Consider the following 19,882-nt stretch of genomic DNA (forward strand, 5'->3'; position numbering starts at 1 on the left):
GAAAATATATTAAGTTTGATCAATGAGAGACCGGTAAAACATTGTATAGTATTTTACACAGGATTATGGACTTGACTTAAATAACTCAAATTATGTATATGAATTGCAGTATTATCATGGTATCGTCTATTAAAAGAGAACGTTTTTTTAGTACAGAAGGACCAATTGATTGAAAAATACATAATCACTTTTTTATAGCAAGTATACTTGCTATTCTGAGTTACTTTATCTTAGAAAAAAACATGTTGCAATATATATGGATCGGATCACTATTGATTGGTATTGCCTTATCTGGTACTGCTGTATCAGGTGATAGAATGAGGGCGAATCAAACAACGGGTTCTGAAAGCTATAATCGAAATTATTTTTTATATCCTTTAATTGTCTGTATTCCTTTCTTTATTCTACACAGTTTATTTAACAATATTTGACACCTGATTTATGGCACATAAAGAAAAGAGAAAGTAGCCTCTAGCGATCTGAGTTGCTAGTAGCTTCTTTCTCTTTTTTTGCTAAACACATTTCTAATCTGAAATTCCTGTAAAAACAATCTAACTAATTTTGTTCCCTTCCTCATGGCCACTGCTGCTACTTTTTTGAAGAAATTTATTTCCAGCTATTCCAGAATTTCTAGTAAGCTACGTCTTATGATCTACTTTTGTTGCCCTCTCCTACTCATAGAAGCTACGTGACGTCCTTTTTTACCCACATGAAATTTCTTAAATAAATATGGGATATACGCCAACAGATACAGTAGAATGAAAATGACAGCAAAAGTCAAAGCTTCCCAACCACCTAAAGCAAGTTCAAGCATCAAACTTAAAATCGAGATTGTAGCCAAATACCAAACGAAAATTAAAAATGTTTCTTTTCGTTTGACCATTCTAAACATGACATATGCGCTAATCAGCAACACTGGAGTTAAAAACAACCAGTTATTTCCTTCCATCAGCCATTTCAATCCATCAAGAAGCGTTTGACTGATTGTGATTACTTTTCCCATGCACGATACACACCTTTTTATTTTACTTTTCTAAAAATCCGACTTTTCCATTCTACTATAGAAGTGAAGAAATCTCGTTCAATTTATCTGGCAAAATAGTTTTTTTAACAAAAATTAAAAACGATCATAGCTACATTCTTTACCTGTCTAAAGTGGAATTATAGTTCTTTGCTCAATTGAATCACGTATTCTTTCAGGGCCTTCCCAATTTCAGGATGGTGCAACCCATACTCGATACTAGTTTGCAGATAGCCAAATTTATCTCCGACATCATAACGTTTTCCTTCAAAGCACCGCGCAACGATCTTGTGTTCTTTGTTCAATCGATCAATCGCATCGGTTAATTGGATTTCATTACCGGCACCAGGTTTTTGTGTTTCTAAAATTGCAAAAATCTCTGGTGTAAGTAAATAACGACCAATAATAGCCAGATTACTAGGTGAATCTTCTGGTGCTGGTTTTTCTATCAATCCTTTGACCTGGTACAACCCTTGGCCTTCTTTTTCTCCTGGATCGATTATCCCATATTTTGAAGTATCTTTCTGATCGATTTCCATCACGGCAATTGCTGAAGACTGTGTTTGTTCATAATCATCGATCAATTGCTTAGTCAGCGGAACTTGATCCACCATCAAGTCATCCCCTAACATCACAACAAATGGTTCATTCCCTACAAAAGTCTTTGCCTGCAAAACAGCATGACCTAGCCCATTAGGATGTGACTGGCGAATGAAGTGAAGGTTTATTTTTGCTGTTTCTTCCACTAATTTCAACAAATCATTTTTGCCACTCTTACGTAGATTCATTTCCAATTCCACATTGGCATCAAAATGATCCTCGATTGGTCGTTTCTCTTTACCAGTCACAATCAGAATATCTTCAATCCCTGAATTCAGCGCTTCTTCGACTATGAATTGGATCGTTGGTTTATCAACGATCGGAAGCATCTCTTTTGCCATTGCTTTTGTGGCAGGTAAAAAACGTGTTCCTAATCCCGCTGCCGGAATGACCGCTTTCTTGACTTTCATCTTATTCGTCCTCTCACTCATTCAGCGAATGAAAATTCTATCTGAAAGAAAATTCATTTTCCATTTTTCCATCACGCAACATGATTTCTTTCGCTGCTTTTTTGATATCTTCACCCTCATATAACACTTGGTAAATCGTTTGTGTAATAGGCATATCTACTCCAAGTTGTTCTGCTAATTCTACGGCAGCCTTAGTCGTTGAGACACCTTCTACGATCATCCCCATATTTTCTAGCACTTCATCCAAGTTATGACCCTTTCCTAGCAGATTTCCTGCGCGCCAATTTCTTGAGTGAACACTTGTACAGGTAACGATCAGATCACCTACACCACTTAGTCCGATAAAAGTTAATGGATTAGCTCCCATTGCAACACCTAATCGACTGATTTCTGCCAAACCACGAGTCATGATTGCAGCCTTTGCATCATCGCCAAATCCTAATCCATGGATTGCTCCTGCACCGATAGCGATAATATTTTTCAAAGCAGCACCTGTCTCTACTCCGATGACGTCATTATTCGTATAGATTCTAAAATAATCATTCATAAAGAGTTCTTGAACATAGGCTGCTGCAGTTTGATCCGTACTAGCCGCAGTAATCGTCGTGATATCATGGACTGCTACTTCTTCCGCATGACTAGGTCCTGAAAGAACCACGATTGCTTGCCTTTTTTCCGCTGGTATCTCTTCTTCAATCACTTCGGAGATTCGTTTGTGTGTCCCTTGTTCTAACCCTTTACTGGCGTGGATGATCACTGGTTTTGTATTCATTTTATTGATCAATTCTTGGGCAACGGCACGAATTGCTTTCGTAGGTACGACAAATAATACGGCATCTGCTCCGTCCACTGCTTCTGCTAATTCGTGATATCCGATAATCGTTTCTGGAATTTTTAAGTCTGGTAAAAAATGTTGATTTGTATGATACGTATTGATTTCATCAATCTGTTCAGGAACATTCCCCCAAATACGTACGTCATGTCCATTTTCTGCTAACGTTTGTGCTAAAGCAGTACCCCAAGAACCTGGGCCTAGGACTGCAATTTTTTGTCTCATGGAAATTCCTCCAAAATCATAGTTGATACTGTCCATTATAATATAGATTCTTTAAATATTGGACTTATTTTTGTCGTTTTAATTGTTTGTTTAATACTTGACTACATTATCAAGGAGTAACTTACTGTCCTTTTCCTATGACAGACGAATAGTATTTTTGAGTATAACCAAAAAGATTCAATCCATATCCTCTTTCCAGATTTCGTTAGCTTATCAACAAATTATTTTTTATATTTTATAATTATTAAATAACCATTTTCCATATGAAAACATTATATTTTTTTGGATGACGAATCATCTCTAAAGCTATTCTAAAGTTGATTCAGAAGTTTTTCTGAAAAAATATTATTTTTTATTTTGTTGCAATAACATACATTTTAATCAACAGTGAAATAGCTTGTTATACTTATTTTATAGAAAGTTACTTTAGTTATTCTTATCAACATCAAAGGAGGAATGTCGGATGGATTGGTCTGTTACACTTCCAGTAGTACTATAAAAGAAAATTATTACATAACTGATAAAAAGGTAAGGTGAATTCCTTGCCTTTTTTACTTGCTTCACAGCTTATTTTTTACCTTAACACAGCTAATCTACGAACCCATCCCCGTAAATCCATCTAGAGTATCAAAATAACAGGCAATCAACAAGTTTCATTTTTCCCTCGCCATGAATGATTTCCTTCATCACTTGACTAAGCGACTTCATCTTTTTTTCATAAGTGATCGTTGTTGCATAGGGAGTGCTTTTTTGATCTCTCCCAAATGTCCTACCCTTATACTACGTATCAAGGTAAAAAAATAATCATCTATGATATTTTTTCAGCAATTCAAATAAACTGGCAGTTTTACATTGAGTGTAATGCTTCTACATAGTTATTAACAATAGACAAAAAAGTATCGGATCGTTTTTTTAGATCCGATACTTTTTTCTAAATCTGTGAAGCCAAACAGAAATGTTTCACTCTGAGAAATAAGAAGTGCCTTACAAAAAATTTTCATATTTTGTTCGTTTTGGCTTATTTTCCGAAGAGTCTACTTCTGCTACCATATATTTGTTTTTCGATTATATTATAAATAATCCTACATGACGTTCTACATCTTTACGTATTTACGTACTCATTATCTGATTTTTTGCCATAAAGAAGTAGTAATATCTGGCGCCCAAGAAGGGATTGCTGTGTGTGCTTGAAGGCAACGATAGGTTCCTCCTTTGTATGTCACAATTTCACCGACCCCATAAGCTTTACCGCTAGTCCATGTATCTCCTTGAGGACTTTCACCTAACGTTGTCGCTGTAACTGATTGACTTGCTTCCGATGTGCCAACTGCATTGATTGCTTTCACCTGATACACATAGCTTTTCGCGGACATTAATCCCGTATCAGTAAAAGTAGTCGTGCCGGTAACTGCTATACGTACACCTTCTCTGTAAATCTCGTATTGCGTGACCTTTTCACTTGCATCATTCGCAGCCCAACTTATTGTTACAGAATCTTGTGTCACATTATTCACCGTTAATCCTCTCGGCACAGATGGCTTTTGTGCCGTTTCTTTGCTCGTCGTAATCGTTAATATGTCTGAACGTAAGGAATGATTGCCAGCTGTATCAACAGCTTCAATCGAAAATGAATATTGTGTTTCGGGTGTCAAGTTTACGACAGTATAACTTGCGGCATTGCTTGTCCCAATCAATTGATTATTTTGATAAATATTATAGTGTGACACGCGGACATTATCCTTTGATGGTGTCCAATTCATTGAAACTGACGAATGTGTCGCTGTTCCTTTTAAATTAGTTGGTTTAGACGGTTCTTCTGTGTCTGGTATTTTTTCTCCAAATAAATTTTGATAAGATTTAGCAAAGGATTCATTGTAGGCTACCCCTGCAGAATTCATCCCTTCATCCCTTCATCCCAATTGGCACTCCAAGTCATCACTCCTTTTAATGGTGTATTTTCTTTCTCCATTTGTTCGAATACCTGATAGACAGTGGTTGGGTCTTTTACAAAGCCATTAGCAGCCGCATCCTCATTAGCTGGGATTCCTATTGCCAATTTATTTGCAGGGATCTGGATGAAACCACCGCTTCCTTCATTGAATGATTTTGAAATACCATATAAAAAGTCGTATTTCCGACTATCATTGTTTTGCGCAATCCATTCTGTTCCAATACTAATTCCGTCACCCGCCTGATTATATAATTGCGGAGCGATAAAATCATATTCATTTTCTAATGCACGAACATATGGCGTATACGCCTGATTGTTTCTTAAATATGGAAATTCTGGTGCCATTGAGATAATAAAATGTTTGTTTTCTTTCTGATAATGTTCACGTACTATTTTTAAAGCAGCGGGTATGACAGATTGATTATCTCCTGCTGCAACAGCAGTTTGCTCCAAATCAATATCTAAACCATCAAAGCCATAACGTTCGACTAAACGTATAATTTCGTTTGCGAAGGCCTGTTCCTCCCCTTTATGTAATTCAATGTGGGAGTCAGCACCTCCAAGTGACATCAAAACTGCTCGGCCTTCATTATTCAATGAAGCAACTTTTTGACGAAATTCTTGATCTGATACATTATAGGGCTTAAATGTCGGAATGCCTTCCCCTTTCATAAACGCTACAGAGATCACATTATAGAATGGATTGATTTTATCCAATGCCAAATTTGCTGGTTTACCACCACGATACCCTGCACCACGTTCCGCTTCCCAGTTATGGTAATAGCCGACAGAAATTTGTTTATTGGAAATATCTGGCATCGTATCCGCTGCATCTGCTGCTAGAACTGTAGTTCCACCACCTAATAATGTCCCAAAAAGCCCAACTGAAAATAATACTGTTTTTTTCTTCATATTTTCCCTCCTTATCTTTTTACATTTTTAATTAAATCATCCTTTTAATAGCGCATACATTTTTTGTTTGGTATTACAACATTGAATTTCCCCAACAAAAAATAACTTTGTTTAAATAATATAAATTAATATTTAATTTTATAGATACAAAGATAAGTGTTATGTTATGATTGATTCATCAAAAAATATTGGAGGGATCTAAATATGCCACAACACTCATCACTGATACGAAAATTACGTAAAGAACGATGTTTAACTCAAGAACAATTGACAAGAGGAATTTCACAACGTGGGACACTTGCTGCTTTTGAATCAAGAGGAACAAAAATCGGGTTTGAATTGCTTTTCAATTATCTTGAACGTATGAATATCACTTTAGAAGAGTATCAGTTCCTCCTAAATAATAACAATCTTTCAAATAAACAAAAATTAACCAACTATCTAATTTATTCCAAAGACGTATCAGCAACACAAGAAAAGGAATTGCTGAAAGAATACAAAAAAACAGGGAATATCTATTATCGTTTGATCTACAGCCAGCGCAGATTGATTATCAGCTACCTCCGCAATGATCCTTTTAACGAAGAACTAAAAGAAGAAATTGAAACGATCAAAAGATACCTGGAAACAATCGATACTTGGGGCCACTTTGAATTGACTGTCTTTTCTAACTGTCTGTTTATTTTTGATGACCAGTATATCATTCACTCCTTTAAAAACAGTGTCTCAAAAATGAAAGCTTACATAGATGCCACCTACTATTCTGAATTACTATCGAATTTCATTTTAAACGGCTTACGTCTCTCCTTTAATCGCCAATCAATCACTCTTAGAAAACTTTTCTTGACCGAGTTAAGAAAAATAACGATGCATCATAAACAAACACTGGTTACCGCTCACTATAAGACTTTTTCTGCTTTGGATCTTTTAGCTGAAGGGGATCAGTCAGTGATTTCTGAAATCGATCAAAGCATTGCTTTCTTTGAATGGTTAGAATTAACATCTACAAAAGAGTATTATCTTAAATTAAAAAACACTCTTATTCAAAAATATTCTTAAGACTTCCCTATTGATGATTCGCCCATATTGTTGCAATAACATACAAAATATTTTTATAAAAAAGTCCTCCGTTATACTAAAGTTGTAATAAAAAAAGAACACTCTAAGGAGGAACAATCAATGAAAAAAGTGGTACAGTTAGGATTAGGGATCATCTTGGCGACAGCAGGATTCACTGCACTATCAACGGTAGAAGTTTCTGCACATGGGTATATTTCTCAGCCTGTCAGCCGTGGCTATCAGGGAAGTTTAGAGAAAAACCAGAACTGGTCAGCTGCATTTGAAAAATATGGTGCCGTTATCAATGAACCTCAATCTTTAGAAGCACCAAAAGGTTATCCAACAGGAGGACCTGCTGACGGTCGAATTGCTTCTGCCAATGGTGCTGTTGGAGATTTCAAATTAGATCAGCAGTCTGCCTCTTTCTGGACAAAACAAACTCTCACAACTGGTCCGAATAATTTTATATGGAAATTCACAGCAAATCATTCCACAAGTAAATGGCACTATTACATCACTAAAACTGGTTGGAATCAAAACAAACCACTTTCTCGTGACGAATTTGAATTTATTGGTGAAGTAGTCAATAACGGAAATTCTTCCGCTACGACACCGACCCATACAATCAATATTCCAAGCAATCGCTTAGGCTATCACGTCATCTTAGCTGTTTGGGATGTCGCAGATACATCCAATGCTTTTTATAACGTCATTGACGCAAATATCCAAAGCCCTACACTTTTAAGTAGCTTGAAAAACTAAAGAACCCGTAATGAACAAAGAAAATACTCCCTTTTCATAAGCGAAAAGAGGCTGGGACAGAAGCAACTCCTTCTTATTTCCGAAGGAGTTGCTTCTGTCCCACCGTTTATTCGTTTTTAAAGAATGAGACAAAAGTATTTCTTACTTTTGTCCCACGCTCTTCTTTGATAGGGCGATCAACTGATTCTCCTTCTTGCTTACTTATTCCAAGAGAAAAAATAAGACAGTCACAAAAATTCTCTCGATAAGCTTCATTTCACTTTAAAAATCATCGCCATTTATCTTTGTAGCCATTCTGATCAATAGTCGAACTGGCGATAATACCGACGGATATCCAATGGATGACAATTCAATTTTTCCACATATGCATCGATCCGCTGTGTGACTGCATGCATCAATAAATAAGAAAGTACTCGACCACGATAAGCTTCATCTATTCCTTCAATCGGGTAATCTTTCGTATCGATCAGCGTATAATTGGCACAAATCTTAGGTAGTAGTCCTGCTACTCTTTCAGCTAAGACCCGCTGTTCATCTTCACCTAGGAACAATGTGACTGGTGTCGTCTCCTCGATCACTTCCAATGTACCATGTAAAAATTCAGCGGCATGGATAGATTTTGATCGAAGCCAGCTTTGTTCTTCCCAATAACACATAGCATAGGAATAAACTGCACCCCATTGATTTCCAGCTCCAATAAAGTAATGCATCGCATCATGCCGATGCTTTTCAGCAAAAGCAAGGCCAAATGCATCTGCTTTTTTCTCTGCTTCCACCAAACCAATCGCTAAATATTCTTCCAGTTGTTGGTAATAATTTTCATAATCCTCAAAATCACCGTTTTTGTGCATCAAGCGATCTGCTACCATAAAGAATTTGATTTGCTCTGTTCCTAGAGCAGGGTAGGTGATCGTGTAATCACAAAGTCGTGCGAGTGGGCTGTCTTTTGTATCGATGAAGCCAATCAACGTTGCTCCGACTTTTTTTATATCTTCCACTGCACGCACTACTTCTTGTGTCGTTCCGGTAACTGAGGATAGTACTACGATTGATTCTTTTGTTAACCGCTTGTTCCCCGTTGTATAATATTCAGCTGCATGCTGGATAAAAACAGGGAGATCACTCTTCCCATTGATATAAGTAACGGCTTGCATCGCTGAAGCATATGTGCCACCAATGCCTAAATAGTAAACTGCGTCAAATTTCCCATAAAGTCCATCAATGATTTCTTCTACTTGGGGACGTAAAGCTAAGGCACCATTAATCGCTTCTATTTGTTGTTGTTCGTTGAATTTTAACATATTATCCACCTCTTAAATTTTACTTTTTAATACACAATCAAAATCACTGAATATTTTTTGACTCAAATCGATTCCTTTTCCAGTGGCAATCTTATAAGCCAATACTTGAAACGGCACAACTAAGCCTAAGCCAGATAGATATTCTTCACATGAAAATGCTACGCTCAAACTGTTTTCCTCGACTGTTTCTTCTGTCGTAACCGTAAATGTTGCCCCTACGTAAGGGTCCATGTATTCTTTTAAGCATCTTGAACGTTGCTGATTTTCGCTCTTTGCTTCTATAAAAAACAACACATGTGAAGAATCAGCCTCCAGGTAAGGACCATGCATATATGCTTCTAGTTCAAATCCTTGTGAAGGTTCTCGAACGGTCTCTGTAAATTTGGTCTCAACCTCTTTTGCTGTTCCCCAGTTAGGACCATAACCAATCGCGATAAACCGTTTTGCTACGCGAAACAGTGCTTGATTCTTTTCATAAAAAGCTTCGGTTCGCTGAATATTCTCAGGAATTTCTGTGATGATCTTTTTTAGCTGATCGATTTTTTCATGTCTTTGCGTTTCCGTGATCTGCCCTTTACTTACGCCAATCGTTATTCCCAAAAGGATCAACTGTAGAACGGTCGCTGAATAACCTTTTGTCACAAATCCAACTTTTTCAATCCCGATCCCTAGATCGATTACTTGATCCGTTTTAGAAGCAATCGGACTATTCTGATCACTTGTTATTGCAATCGTCTGGATACTTTCGGTCGGAATCGATTTAATCGCTGTGACTGTTGACGCACTTTTTCCACTTTGTGAAACGGCAATAACTGTATCTACCGCTGTTGACAAGTGGCCATAGTGTGTAAAATGAAATGGTTCTTGGATATCTACAGTCAATCCACCGTAACTTTCTAATGCAGGTTTTGCTGCTAAACATGCATTATAAGAAGATCCAGTTGCAAGGATCATGACATTTTTGATAGATGTATAATCGTCCTTGCTTGAAAAATCATATGCCTCAATAATTGCTGATAATGTTTCGTTTTCCTCGTGGATATAGTCCAACATTGTGACCATTTGCTTCCCTCTTTTCTAAAAAATACCGATCCATGAACCAGCAATGCCAAATATAGCTAATCCAATCAAGATCATTAAAGGTTTTACTTCTTTTTTCAATAAATAGAACACAGCGCCAAATGCACCTAAACATAAAATATTGGGAACAATATCATCGAAAATACTTTGCACAGTTACTGCATTTTCACCTGATCCGATTTTCAAAGGAATATTGATACTGATCATCGTAGCAGTCATTGCACCAACTACCATCAATCCAATGATCGAAGCACCAAATGTCAAATTTTCCATCATTCCATTTTCTTGGATTTTTTTCAAAAATCCGGTTCCCAATCGATAGCCCCAACCAGTTGCTAAATAGCGAAGCAAAATGTGTGGGATATTAAAAATCAGAAGAAAAAGAATAGGACCCAAGATGTTCCCTTGCAATGCAAGTGACGTGCCAACACCTGTGGCGATCAGGCGTAAGGTCCCCCAAAAGAAGGAATCTCCGATGCCAGCTAAAGGCCCCATAAGAGATGTTTTGATGCTATCGATAGCTGTCACATCAAATTCTGGATCATGTATATTTTCTTCTTCCATAGCGGCATTTATCCCTAAGATCAGGGTGACGATATGTGGCGTCGTATTGAAAAATTCTAAATGGCGTTTCAAGGCTACAGCCATGTCCTCTTTCGTATGATAAAGCTTTTTTAGGATAGGGATGATCGCATATGCATAAGCCATATTCATTTGTCGCTCATAATTCCAAGAAAATTCCATCTGAAAGGAACGCCAAAATACATGGTTCAATTCTTTTTTAGTGATACGGTTCTTGTCTTGTTCAGAAGTCTTCATCTTCTTCTACCTCCCCTGCTGAAGTTTGAACAGCTGTCTTTTGAACATTCATGATGTTTACTACTACTACTGCTAAAATGGCCCCAAAAATAGCAATTCCAGTAACTGGGATCTTCAAGTAAGAAGCCAAAGCAAATCCTAAAAAGAAATAAGGCACTACTTTTTTATTGATTAATAGGCGAGCTAACATCGCAAATCCTAATGCTGGAATCAATCCCGTAGCAACAGTTAATCCGTTTTGAACAAAATCAGGGATTTTTTCTAACAGATTGCCGATCGTATTGCTTCCCACCATATAGGAAATCATCACAATTAGGCCTAACATAAGGGACAGTCCAAACCCAGCGAGTAAATGCATATGTTCAACGCCCTTGTAATTTCCCTCTTCTGCATAACGATCTGCTTTATGTGTCATCAACGGGATCAATAAACCTAAATAAACATTTTTCAAAATCAAAGTGAGCGTTGCAATCGGCAACCCTAATAATAGAGCTGTTTCTGTTCCTGCTCCTGCGGTGATTGCAAATGCTGTTCCTAAAATACCACCCGTCACAACATCTGGTGGGATAGAGGCACCAACTGAAAATGAACCAATAAAAGCTAACTCTAAAGTGGCCCCCATGATAACACCTGCTTTAACATCACCTAACACGATCCCGGTAAATAATCCCGTGACAATTGGCCGAGAAAGCAGGGAAGTACCTAACGCATATTCTGATTGTGCAACAAAAGCAACTAGTCCTAAAAGAACCGCTTGTAGGATCATAATTTAACCTTCCTTTCTCATAAAACTTCTTTGGCAGCTACTTTTTTGTCTGCAGGCACTTGACGGATTTCAACTTCTACTTGATCCGCCAGCAACTGTTTCAATAATTCTTCTTCTTCGGGTAAAACATTGACCGCTTTTCCTAAACTTCTCGTTCCTTCTTTCGCTTTGATCCCTCCTAAATTGATGTGTTTGATCTCAGGGCAAGCTTTTGCTAATGCATAGGCATCTTTGATCGATTCCACCACAATGAATAATTTGTATTTATCTGTGACACCACTTTGCAACGCACTGATTGAATCTTGAATCGATTTGATCACCAACTTTACGCCCTGTGGTTTAGCCAATTTGATTGTTGTTTTACGTATTTCATTCTTTGGTACATCATCATTTGCAATCAAAATACAATCCGCTCCGATTGCCTGTGTCCAAGAAAATGCAACTTGACCATGTAATAAACGGTGATCTACTCTTGTTAAAATAATCATTTGATACCCCTCCTAAAATTCTTCTTCTTCGACTTTTGTTTTTATGCTTTCATTGCAGAACTGGATCGTTTCTTTCGACTCACGTAATGCTCGTTGAATCAATCCAGTGATTGAATCTACCATTTCGACTTGTGTGACGATCTCGATCAACAAAGGTAAGTTCAATCCAGCAATCAAATGGATGTTTGGTTGATCAATATATTGTAAAAATTCATTATTCACGCTTCCGCCAAACAAATCAGTCAAAATGATCAACTCTTTTCCTTTATATTCCTCGATCAATTGTTTAACTGATTTGCTCAGATCAAATGATTCAGACATGTAACAATCTAAAGCAGTGATCGAATGATGCGTCCCATAGATAAGCTCCAACGAATTTAAAATGCCCGAAGCAAAATGTCCATGGGAAGCAATGATGATTTTTTTTTCCACTTTAACACCTCTTTCTTACTCTCAATTTAAATAAAGCAAGATACATGCCAAAAATAGTGGCCGTATCTTGCTTTGCTCAGAATTCTTCGTCTTTCCCTATCTTCTCTTCAATATTTATCAAAATATCATAGATATAGGCTACCTCTGAAGTAGGAATCTTGACACTGTAATGTTCTTCAATGACACTAAATGCTTTTTTTATAGAATCAAACATTTCTTTTTGACACTTCGATATCGTCTCTTGACCGTGATAATTTTCAATGGGAATTTGTCGGATCAGACGTTCAATCAAACAGCTGACATGGACGTAAAGCGCGATCTTTTTTGGTGTACTGATGTCTGTAGCCAATCTAAGTTCTAATTCACGTACGAAATATTCGATCTCTGTCATTACTTTTTCCGTATCCAGAATCGTGACCGAATCTAAAACTTTTTCCAATGAAAAATTACGTACGAAGCGCTGATCAAAATCTCCCCTTTCTTTTTCGGGAAAAATTGGTACTAACCATTCAGTAAGCTGATCCATTTGTTCTCCTGAGATCAAGGACTCTATAGATAAATAGGGAGTAACTTCAATTTGCGGGTTCATCGTTCCAATGACGCCTATGACATCATACATTGAGAAAACAGTTTCTTTTTTCTTTCTTTCAGCTAACACATGATATTCGTAGGGCATGATTTTTAGCGCATGATTTGTTGGCAAACTTTTTTCCAATAATTCAGCCATATGAGTGGCTGTTCCTATCCCTGTGGCACAAGTGACGAGTAACGCTTTTGGTTTATGTTTTTCAGGATAGATGATCTTCCATTCTGATTTCGTAGCATCAACGGCTTGCTGAACGATCGTCTTTAGATCTAAAAGGTTCTGCATTTTTTCACCGATCGTGATCGCTAAGGGTGTCGTCACATTATTCAAGATCACGATCGGTGCAAATACTTGATCTTTAAATAATTGATAGATTTCCTTCAAAGAACCCATGTCCACTAGGATGATCAAGCCGTTCGATAGATCATGATGGTTACTGTAATCAATGATTTCATTCGCAATTTGTTGTGGCGTCACATCTAGTGGCATGTCAAATGATTCAAATAGATCTTGTCCTAATAAACGATTCGCGACATTTGCCATACTACTAGCTGTTGCATACCCGTGTGCGGCTATGATCGCTTTGGGGATACTTTGCTCTTTTGACCATTTTGTCCGTTTCAGATAGATCGTTAAAATTATTTTATCCAACAACGTGCTATCTAAATCTAGTTTTGAATGCGTCAACTCCAAAATACGCGTAGCATACTGATAATTAGCTGGATAAAGCAACTCCAATTGCTGGGATAGTCCCTTCATTAATTGAAGGATTTCTTCTTCATCTGGTAGCCATTTGACTGTACTACGCTGATACAGATAATAACTTAATGCATACACGGTGTTCCCATCAAATCTGATTTGATAGGCACTTTCCATCTGTTTCAGCGTTTCACGGATCGTATGCATCCAATAGACCAGTAATTCATGCTTTTCTTGTCGGCTTGTCTCAAAGAGCAAAAAATCAAATAAATGCACAACTTCTTCTTTTAATTTATCCTCGCAATTGTTCAAAGAGGTACCACTTTTTTTGAAAGTCAAAAGCAACTCTTCAAAACAACGAATGATCCGCTCTTGTTCTGGCTGCCTTTTTTCCATTAAATATTCAAGGTTCTGTTTATCAGTGATCCATACAGCTGATTGGGTCGAATTATTATTGGGAGAAAGCGTTAAGAGATATTTTTGCAAATGTTGCAGTTTGATACATAGCCTATCTTCTTCTATCTGCTCTGCGAATGCTTTTGCTACCGCAACCTTGACGTTATTCTTCAATTCTCCGATATTGCCGCTAAAATCCTGATTCGATAAAATCGTCAGTACTTGTCCACTTACTTTCATGGGATACTTGATTTTTCGCTGTTCAGCTAAAAAAAAGGAATAGATCAATTCCAGTCGTTCTTCTTTTCGCCGTTCTTTTAAAGAAGGTAAGTCGATTTTGATCGGTATCCTACGTGTAAAAGTGTGGAGAAAATGACTTGTTACTTCTTCTGTTGTTGCAAAGAACAAGCGAACATCGACTTTTCTTGCATGGTTCGTATCTCCCATGCGATAGATGATTCCTTTATCTAAATACGTAAACAACTTTTCTTGTCCTTCTGGACTTAATCGATGGACTTCATCCAAAAATAGGATACCTCCATCTGCGGCCTCAAATGCACCTATTTTATCTTGAACTGCGCCTGTATAAGCACCTGTGACATGACCAAATAGATTACTTGTTAACAATTCTGGATTATCCGCATATTGCGCACAATTCAATGTGATGAGGGGGGCATTTTCTGTCAGCAGATCATATTCCAAACAATATTGATAAATAATGTTTACAAGATAGCTTTTACCAGTTCCACTTTCTCCTGTAAGCAAGACGGGAAGTCCCCCATCAGGATAAAAAAGAGCTGTTTTGATTTGCTCGATACTTTCTTTGAGACTGGCGTCATGACCGATCACTAATGAAAATAAATCTTTACTGCGCGCAAATATTGGTTTTTCTTCCTTTATTTTATTTGTCGAAGAATAGAACGTCTTGCTTAAAGGAAAAAATTGATGTTCAAACGCACTTTTATGAAAATAATAAACCGGTCGTGAATTCACTTTTACTAGCAACTCTTCCTCATTTAATTGATTTAAATAATGGCTGATCGTATTTCGTTTCACGTTGAAATATTCTGCCAATTTCTTCGCTGTAAACACATCGCTTATCTGATCGATATCGATAAAAGCAGTTTGATTCTCTAAATAAGTCAGAATTTCTTTTTTTAGCATTTTTTTCACCTCTCTCCAATAATAGAAAACGCATTCATTTTGTCAATAAAAGATTTTGTTTTTTTCATCATTGATTCAAAAAAAGCGGAACAATCAGCAAAAACGTTAAATTCACTTTAAAGTTTCATTTATGAAAAGGCTTGTTCACTTTTCATTCTAAATTTCATAAGCTACAATGTGAGAGTACCTACTTATATATAGGAATGAATTTATTTAGATATCTTTATTGATATCCAATATGTTTAAGCAGCTAAAAAAACATTGCTTCTTTTCTAGATAGTGATTAGCTGAAAACTTTGTTAGGAGGAATCATATGATTCAATTATTACGTTATGCAAAAGATTATCGTAAACAGATCATTTTAGGCCCAGTATTCAAGTTCTTTGAAGCTGTGTTCGAATTGATCCTGCCTCTTTTGATGGCGTCTTTGATCGATAATGGACTTAAAATGAACGATCGAGGAATGATTATCAAAATGGGGGTCTGGATGATCGCTATGTCAGTGATTGGCTTAGTTTGTGCCATCATCTGTCAATATTACGCATCGGTTGCTTCCCAAGGCTTCGGTACCGAACTGCGCAATCAGCTAATCAAAAAAATCAATTCATTTTCACATAGTGAACTGAACCACTTTGGAACAGATACGCTGATCACACGAATGACAAATGATATCAACCAATTACAGCTGGCTCTCGCAATGGTCATCCGTTTGTTGATCCGTGCTCCTTTTTTAAGTATCGGCTCAGTAGCCATGGCATTTGTCATTGATTGGGAAGTGGGCTTATTTTTCTTAGCACTATTACCTATTTTTTCAGTTATTTTATATTTTATTATCAAAAAAACAATTCCTCTTTATCAAAAGGTACAAGAAAAACTAGATCGCCTAAACGCAACTGTTAGTCAAAATCTAAGTGGTGTACGTGTGATCCGTGCATTTTCTCGTACAGCTACAGAAATCGATACATTCAATAACGACACTGATGATCTGGCGAAGAATTATCTTCGTGTTTCGAATATTTCTGCTCTATTATCTCCTGCAACCACTTTGATTATGAACGTGGGGATCATCTGTCTATTGACCGTGGGGGGAATCAAAGTCAACATTGGTAATTTACAACAGGGACAAGTCTTAGCCTTGATCAATTATATGAATCAAATGTTATTGGCACTAATCGTCGTCTCTAATCTAGTGGTCATTTTTACAAGAGCCGAAGCTTCAGGAAATCGAATCAAAGAAGTGTTAGCCACAGAAAATACCATTGTTGATTCCGCTGAACCTCTCATTCCTGATTTCCACTCTCAGAATATGATCCAATTCGATCATGTTGATTTTCGCTATACACCAGATTCTGGCTTAGCCTTACAAGATATCACCTTCCAGCTAAAAAGAAAGACAGTCCTTGGGATCATTGGTCCTACTGGTAGCGGGAAAACCACATTGACTCAATTGATCCCTCGCTTCTATGATGTTAGCGCTGGTGCTATTTCCTTTGACGAAGTCGATGTACGTTCTTGGGACCTTGATTCTTTAAGACACCAAATTTCACAAGTACCACAGACTTCTGTCTTGTTTACTGGAACGATTCGTGAAAATCTACAATGGGGAAAACAAGAAGCTAGCGATGAAGAATGTTGGGAAGCTTTACGGATTGCACAAGCAGAAGATTTCGTTCGCCAACTCCCTAAAGGTTTGGATACTAAAGTAATGGAGAACGGAAAGAATTTTTCCGGTGGACAAAAGCAGCGACTAACCATCGCACGTGCATTGATCGCCAAACCAGAATTGCTTATCCTAGATGATTCGTTGAGCGCTCTCGATTATCAAACCGATCTTAATCTGAGAAAAGCGTTACAAACTTCATTGGACAGCACCGTGATCATTATCTCGCAACGGATCCGCTCGATTCAAGAAGCACATACGATTTTAGTAATGGATCAAGGAAAAATCGTGGCTCAAGGTACTCACGAAGACCTACTAGCGCATTCAGCAGAATACCGCGAAATCGTCGCCTCACAGGAGGAAGCATAGTATGAAAACAAAAAAAATCTCTTGGAAAATCCTTAGACGTTTTGTTCCTTATCTTACGTCTTATTCTAAAGACATTTGGTTAGCTATCCTGTTAGGAATCATAAATGGGATCGCGACTGTTGTTATGACCTTACAGATTGGTCAAAGTATCGATCAAATGATTGGTGTCGGTCAGGTAAGATTCACTAAGCTTTTCCACTTACTGTTACTATTTGGCGGTATCGTTTTGATCAATGTAGTCAGTCAGTGGCTGATCCAGGTCTTGAGTAACCGTCTGGCTTATCTTTCAGTAGCTAAACTTAGAAAAGATGCATTTGCTCGTCTGAATAAATTGCCCCTTCGCTACTACGATCAAAATTCTCATGGGAATATCGTCAGTCGTTTTACAAATGACATGGACAACATCTCCATTGCAATATCAGCCGCCTTCAACCAATTATTCGCAGGTGTAGCGATTATCGTTTTATCCTTTATCTTTATGTTAAGATTAAGTCCTTTGTTGACTTTGGTGGTTGTTTGTTCGACGCCAATCATCTTTCTGGTTAGTTGGATCGTAGCTCGAGCTTCTCAAAATGATTTCGACAATCAACAAAAGATCATTGGAAACATCTCTGGATTCGTTACCGAAAGAATCGGAAATCAAAAGATAATCAAAGCTTTCCAACAAGAAGAAGTGAATCAGCAACAATTTAGAGTATTGAACGCAGATCTCTATGAGAAAGGCCAACGTGCTCAATTTTCATCTTCATTAACCAATCCTTCTTCACGTTTTATTGATCATATGGCTTATCTATCTATCGGTTTAGTGGGTGGATTGCTTGCGCTAAGAAGCGGGTCAGCAATCACTGTCGGTGTGATTTCAAGCTTTACGATCTACTCCAGTCAATTTTCAAAACCGTTCATTGAGCTTTCGGGTATCACTACTCAAATACAGACAGCTTTTTCTGGTTTAGAACGAGCGTTTGAATTGATTGACCAATCTGAAGAAACACCTGATGATCCAGATGCGTATGCTTTGAATCCAGACACGATCAAAGGAGAAGTCGTCTTCAATCATGTTTCTTTTTCCTATGAACCAAAACAACGTCTGATCGAAAATTTCAACTTCAAAGCTGAACCAGGTCAAACAATTGCGATCGTAGGAAAAACTGGTGCAGGAAAATCAACGTTAGTCAACTTGTTGATGCGTTTTTATGAGACCACTTCTGGTTATATCACTATTGACGACTATGACATCAGACATATCCAAAGAGATACTTTACGAAAAAGCTTTGGTATGGTCCTACAAGACACTTGGTTATTTGACAGTACATTAAGAGAAAACCTTCAGTACGGCAAGCCAGACGCTAGTGATGAGGAAATCAATCAAGCCTTAAAAGCTTCTTACATGTATGAATTTGTCGAACGTCTGCCAGAAAAATTAGATACTAAAATTGGCGGACAAGGCCTTAAAATCTCTGATGGACAAAGACAACTATTGACCATTGCTCGTACAATGATCAGTAATCCGCCTATGCTGATCTTAGATGAAGCGACCAGTTCAGTCGATACATTGACCGAAAAGAAAATCCAAAATGCTTTTCTCGCCATGATGCAAGGAAAAACCAGTTTCGTCATTGCTCACCGTCTTTCAACAATCAAAAACGCCGACCAGATCCTTGTAATGGACCAAGGGGCAATCGTCGAGATGGGTACTCATGATGAACTGCTACAAAAAAATGGCTACTATCATCAGTTATACCAAGCACAATTTACAAAACAATAATAAAAAACAAGCAGTCTTCTGGGATGGGAAGACTGCTTGTTTTTTTATTTTGCATGAATAGTTAAACTATTTAATATCTTTTTATATGGAATACTTCGTCCAACATAATAAATCGCTATGGACTGTAGAGGGATCCAAATCACTGTTTTTAAGAGACGAGGTGCCCAAACGACCCAACTAAATAATGGTACGTGGTACATCATCGCTAGCCATAACGGCGTCAAAATCAAGTTGATGATCAACGTGACACTCAAGGTAGCTAAGATCGCATTTTTCCAAGTGATTTCTTTTCGATAAAAAAAGAAACCATAGATTGCTCCTTCGATAAAGGCATTCAATGTAAATCCAATAAAGAAGGCTGTTTTTGAAAATAATGCCATTCCTACTAAGTCAGCTAATACCGCTCCAATCCCTGACCAGAAAGGACCAAACAAAATCCCCATGATCACTTGTGGAATAAAGGTCACACTGATCTTAATAAAAGGTGTTTCGATCGAGACTAATCGGGATAGGGTGACCATCAAGGCGATCAACAATCCCATAATAGCGATCATACGTGCGTCTAATCTATTTTTCTTCATTTCC

At 37.5% G+C, this 19,882-nt stretch carries 15 protein-coding genes and 1 pseudogene; 4 read left to right on the forward strand and 12 right to left on the reverse strand.

Annotated elements, in window-relative coordinates:
• Positions 1 to 652 precede the first annotated feature (652 nt).
• From DVW83_RS12545 to DVW83_RS12560, 4 genes and pseudogenes are all read right to left on the reverse strand, one after another.
• The gene (locus DVW83_RS12545) at positions 653 to 1,003 is read right to left on the reverse strand and encodes a hypothetical protein (RefSeq protein ID WP_104662036.1); all 351 of its coding nucleotides are present in this window, start codon (positions 1,001 to 1,003) and stop codon (positions 653 to 655) included.
• Between the two features lie 158 nt (positions 1,004 to 1,161).
• Complete coding sequence (gene galU, locus DVW83_RS12550) at positions 1,162 to 2,031, reverse strand: UTP--glucose-1-phosphate uridylyltransferase GalU (protein ID WP_104662037.1); 870 nt, start codon at positions 2,029 to 2,031, stop codon at positions 1,162 to 1,164.
• A 37-nt stretch (positions 2,032 to 2,068) separates the two neighbouring features.
• Entirely contained in the window at positions 2,069 to 3,088 is a 1,020-nt protein-coding gene (locus DVW83_RS12555) for an NAD(P)H-dependent glycerol-3-phosphate dehydrogenase (protein WP_104662038.1), read from the reverse strand.
• A 1,121-nt stretch (positions 3,089 to 4,209) separates the two neighbouring features.
• Positions 4,210 to 5,951: pseudogene (locus tag DVW83_RS12560) on the reverse strand (fibronectin type III domain-containing protein).
• A gap of 204 nt (positions 5,952 to 6,155) precedes the next feature.
• Here DVW83_RS12560 and DVW83_RS12565 point away from each other — a divergent pair.
• Complete coding sequence (locus DVW83_RS12565; RefSeq protein ID WP_104662039.1) at positions 6,156 to 7,010, forward strand: Rgg/GadR/MutR family transcriptional regulator; 855 nt, start codon at positions 6,156 to 6,158, stop codon at positions 7,008 to 7,010.
• A gap of 120 nt (positions 7,011 to 7,130) precedes the next feature.
• Positions 7,131 to 7,772 carry a lytic polysaccharide monooxygenase gene (locus tag DVW83_RS12570; protein WP_104662040.1) on the forward strand — a complete coding sequence of 214 codons (642 nt, stop codon included), beginning with the start codon at positions 7,131 to 7,133 and terminating at the stop codon, positions 7,770 to 7,772.
• Positions 7,773 to 8,071: 299 nt separating this feature from the next.
• On the opposite strand, the gene DVW83_RS12575 is transcribed toward DVW83_RS12570, so the two are convergent.
• The 7 genes from DVW83_RS12575 to DVW83_RS12605 all read right to left on the reverse strand — a co-directional run bounded on the left by DVW83_RS12575 (position 8,072) and on the right by DVW83_RS12605 (position 15,503).
• Positions 8,072 to 9,073, reverse strand: coding sequence for an SIS domain-containing protein (locus DVW83_RS12575; RefSeq protein WP_104660693.1), 1,002 nt, complete (start codon positions 9,071 to 9,073; stop codon positions 8,072 to 8,074).
• Between the two features lie 12 nt (positions 9,074 to 9,085).
• On the reverse strand, positions 9,086 to 10,135 hold the full coding sequence (locus tag DVW83_RS12580; RefSeq protein ID WP_104660694.1) for an SIS domain-containing protein: 1,050 nt from the start codon (positions 10,133 to 10,135) through the stop codon (positions 9,086 to 9,088).
• A 15-nt stretch (positions 10,136 to 10,150) separates the two neighbouring features.
• Positions 10,151 to 10,972, reverse strand: a complete 822-nt coding sequence (locus DVW83_RS12585; RefSeq protein WP_137239442.1) for a PTS system mannose/fructose/sorbose family transporter subunit IID — start codon at positions 10,970 to 10,972, stop codon at positions 10,151 to 10,153.
• On the reverse strand, positions 10,959 to 11,738 hold the full coding sequence (locus tag DVW83_RS12590) for a PTS mannose/fructose/sorbose/N-acetylgalactosamine transporter subunit IIC (protein ID WP_104660696.1): 780 nt from the start codon (positions 11,736 to 11,738) through the stop codon (positions 10,959 to 10,961). The genes DVW83_RS12585 and DVW83_RS12590 overlap by 14 nt, the downstream gene beginning before the upstream one ends.
• Positions 11,739 to 11,755: 17 nt before the next feature.
• On the reverse strand, positions 11,756 to 12,226 hold the full coding sequence (locus tag DVW83_RS12595; protein ID WP_104660697.1) for a PTS sugar transporter subunit IIB: 471 nt from the start codon (positions 12,224 to 12,226) through the stop codon (positions 11,756 to 11,758).
• 12 nt (positions 12,227 to 12,238) lie between these two features.
• On the reverse strand, positions 12,239 to 12,658 hold the full coding sequence (locus tag DVW83_RS12600; RefSeq protein WP_104660698.1) for a PTS sugar transporter subunit IIA: 420 nt from the start codon (positions 12,656 to 12,658) through the stop codon (positions 12,239 to 12,241).
• Positions 12,659 to 12,734: 76 nt separating this feature from the next.
• Entirely contained in the window at positions 12,735 to 15,503 is a 2,769-nt protein-coding gene (locus DVW83_RS12605) for a sigma 54-interacting transcriptional regulator (protein ID WP_104660699.1), read from the reverse strand.
• A 313-nt stretch (positions 15,504 to 15,816) separates the two neighbouring features.
• On the opposite strand from DVW83_RS12605, the gene DVW83_RS12610 reads away from it, so the two are divergent.
• A complete protein-coding gene (locus tag DVW83_RS12610) occupies positions 15,817 to 17,532 on the forward strand; it encodes an ABC transporter ATP-binding protein (RefSeq protein ID WP_104660700.1) in 1,716 nt (571 codons plus the stop codon).
• A 1-nt stretch (position 17,533) separates the two neighbouring features.
• Positions 17,534 to 19,297: an ABC transporter ATP-binding protein gene (locus tag DVW83_RS12615; protein WP_104660701.1), complete on the forward strand. Its 1,764-nt coding sequence runs from the start codon at positions 17,534 to 17,536 to the stop codon at positions 19,295 to 19,297.
• A gap of 44 nt (positions 19,298 to 19,341) precedes the next feature.
• On the opposite strand, the gene DVW83_RS12620 is transcribed toward DVW83_RS12615, so the two are convergent.
• Entirely contained in the window at positions 19,342 to 19,878 is a 537-nt protein-coding gene (locus DVW83_RS12620) for a folate family ECF transporter S component (RefSeq protein WP_005876627.1), read from the reverse strand.
• Positions 19,879 to 19,882 lie beyond the last annotated feature (4 nt).

The sequence above is a fragment of the Enterococcus sp. VV15 genome, from assembly GCF_005236045.1.
GTDB classification, from domain to species: domain Bacteria; phylum Bacillota; class Bacilli; order Lactobacillales; family Enterococcaceae; genus Enterococcus_B; species Enterococcus_B durans.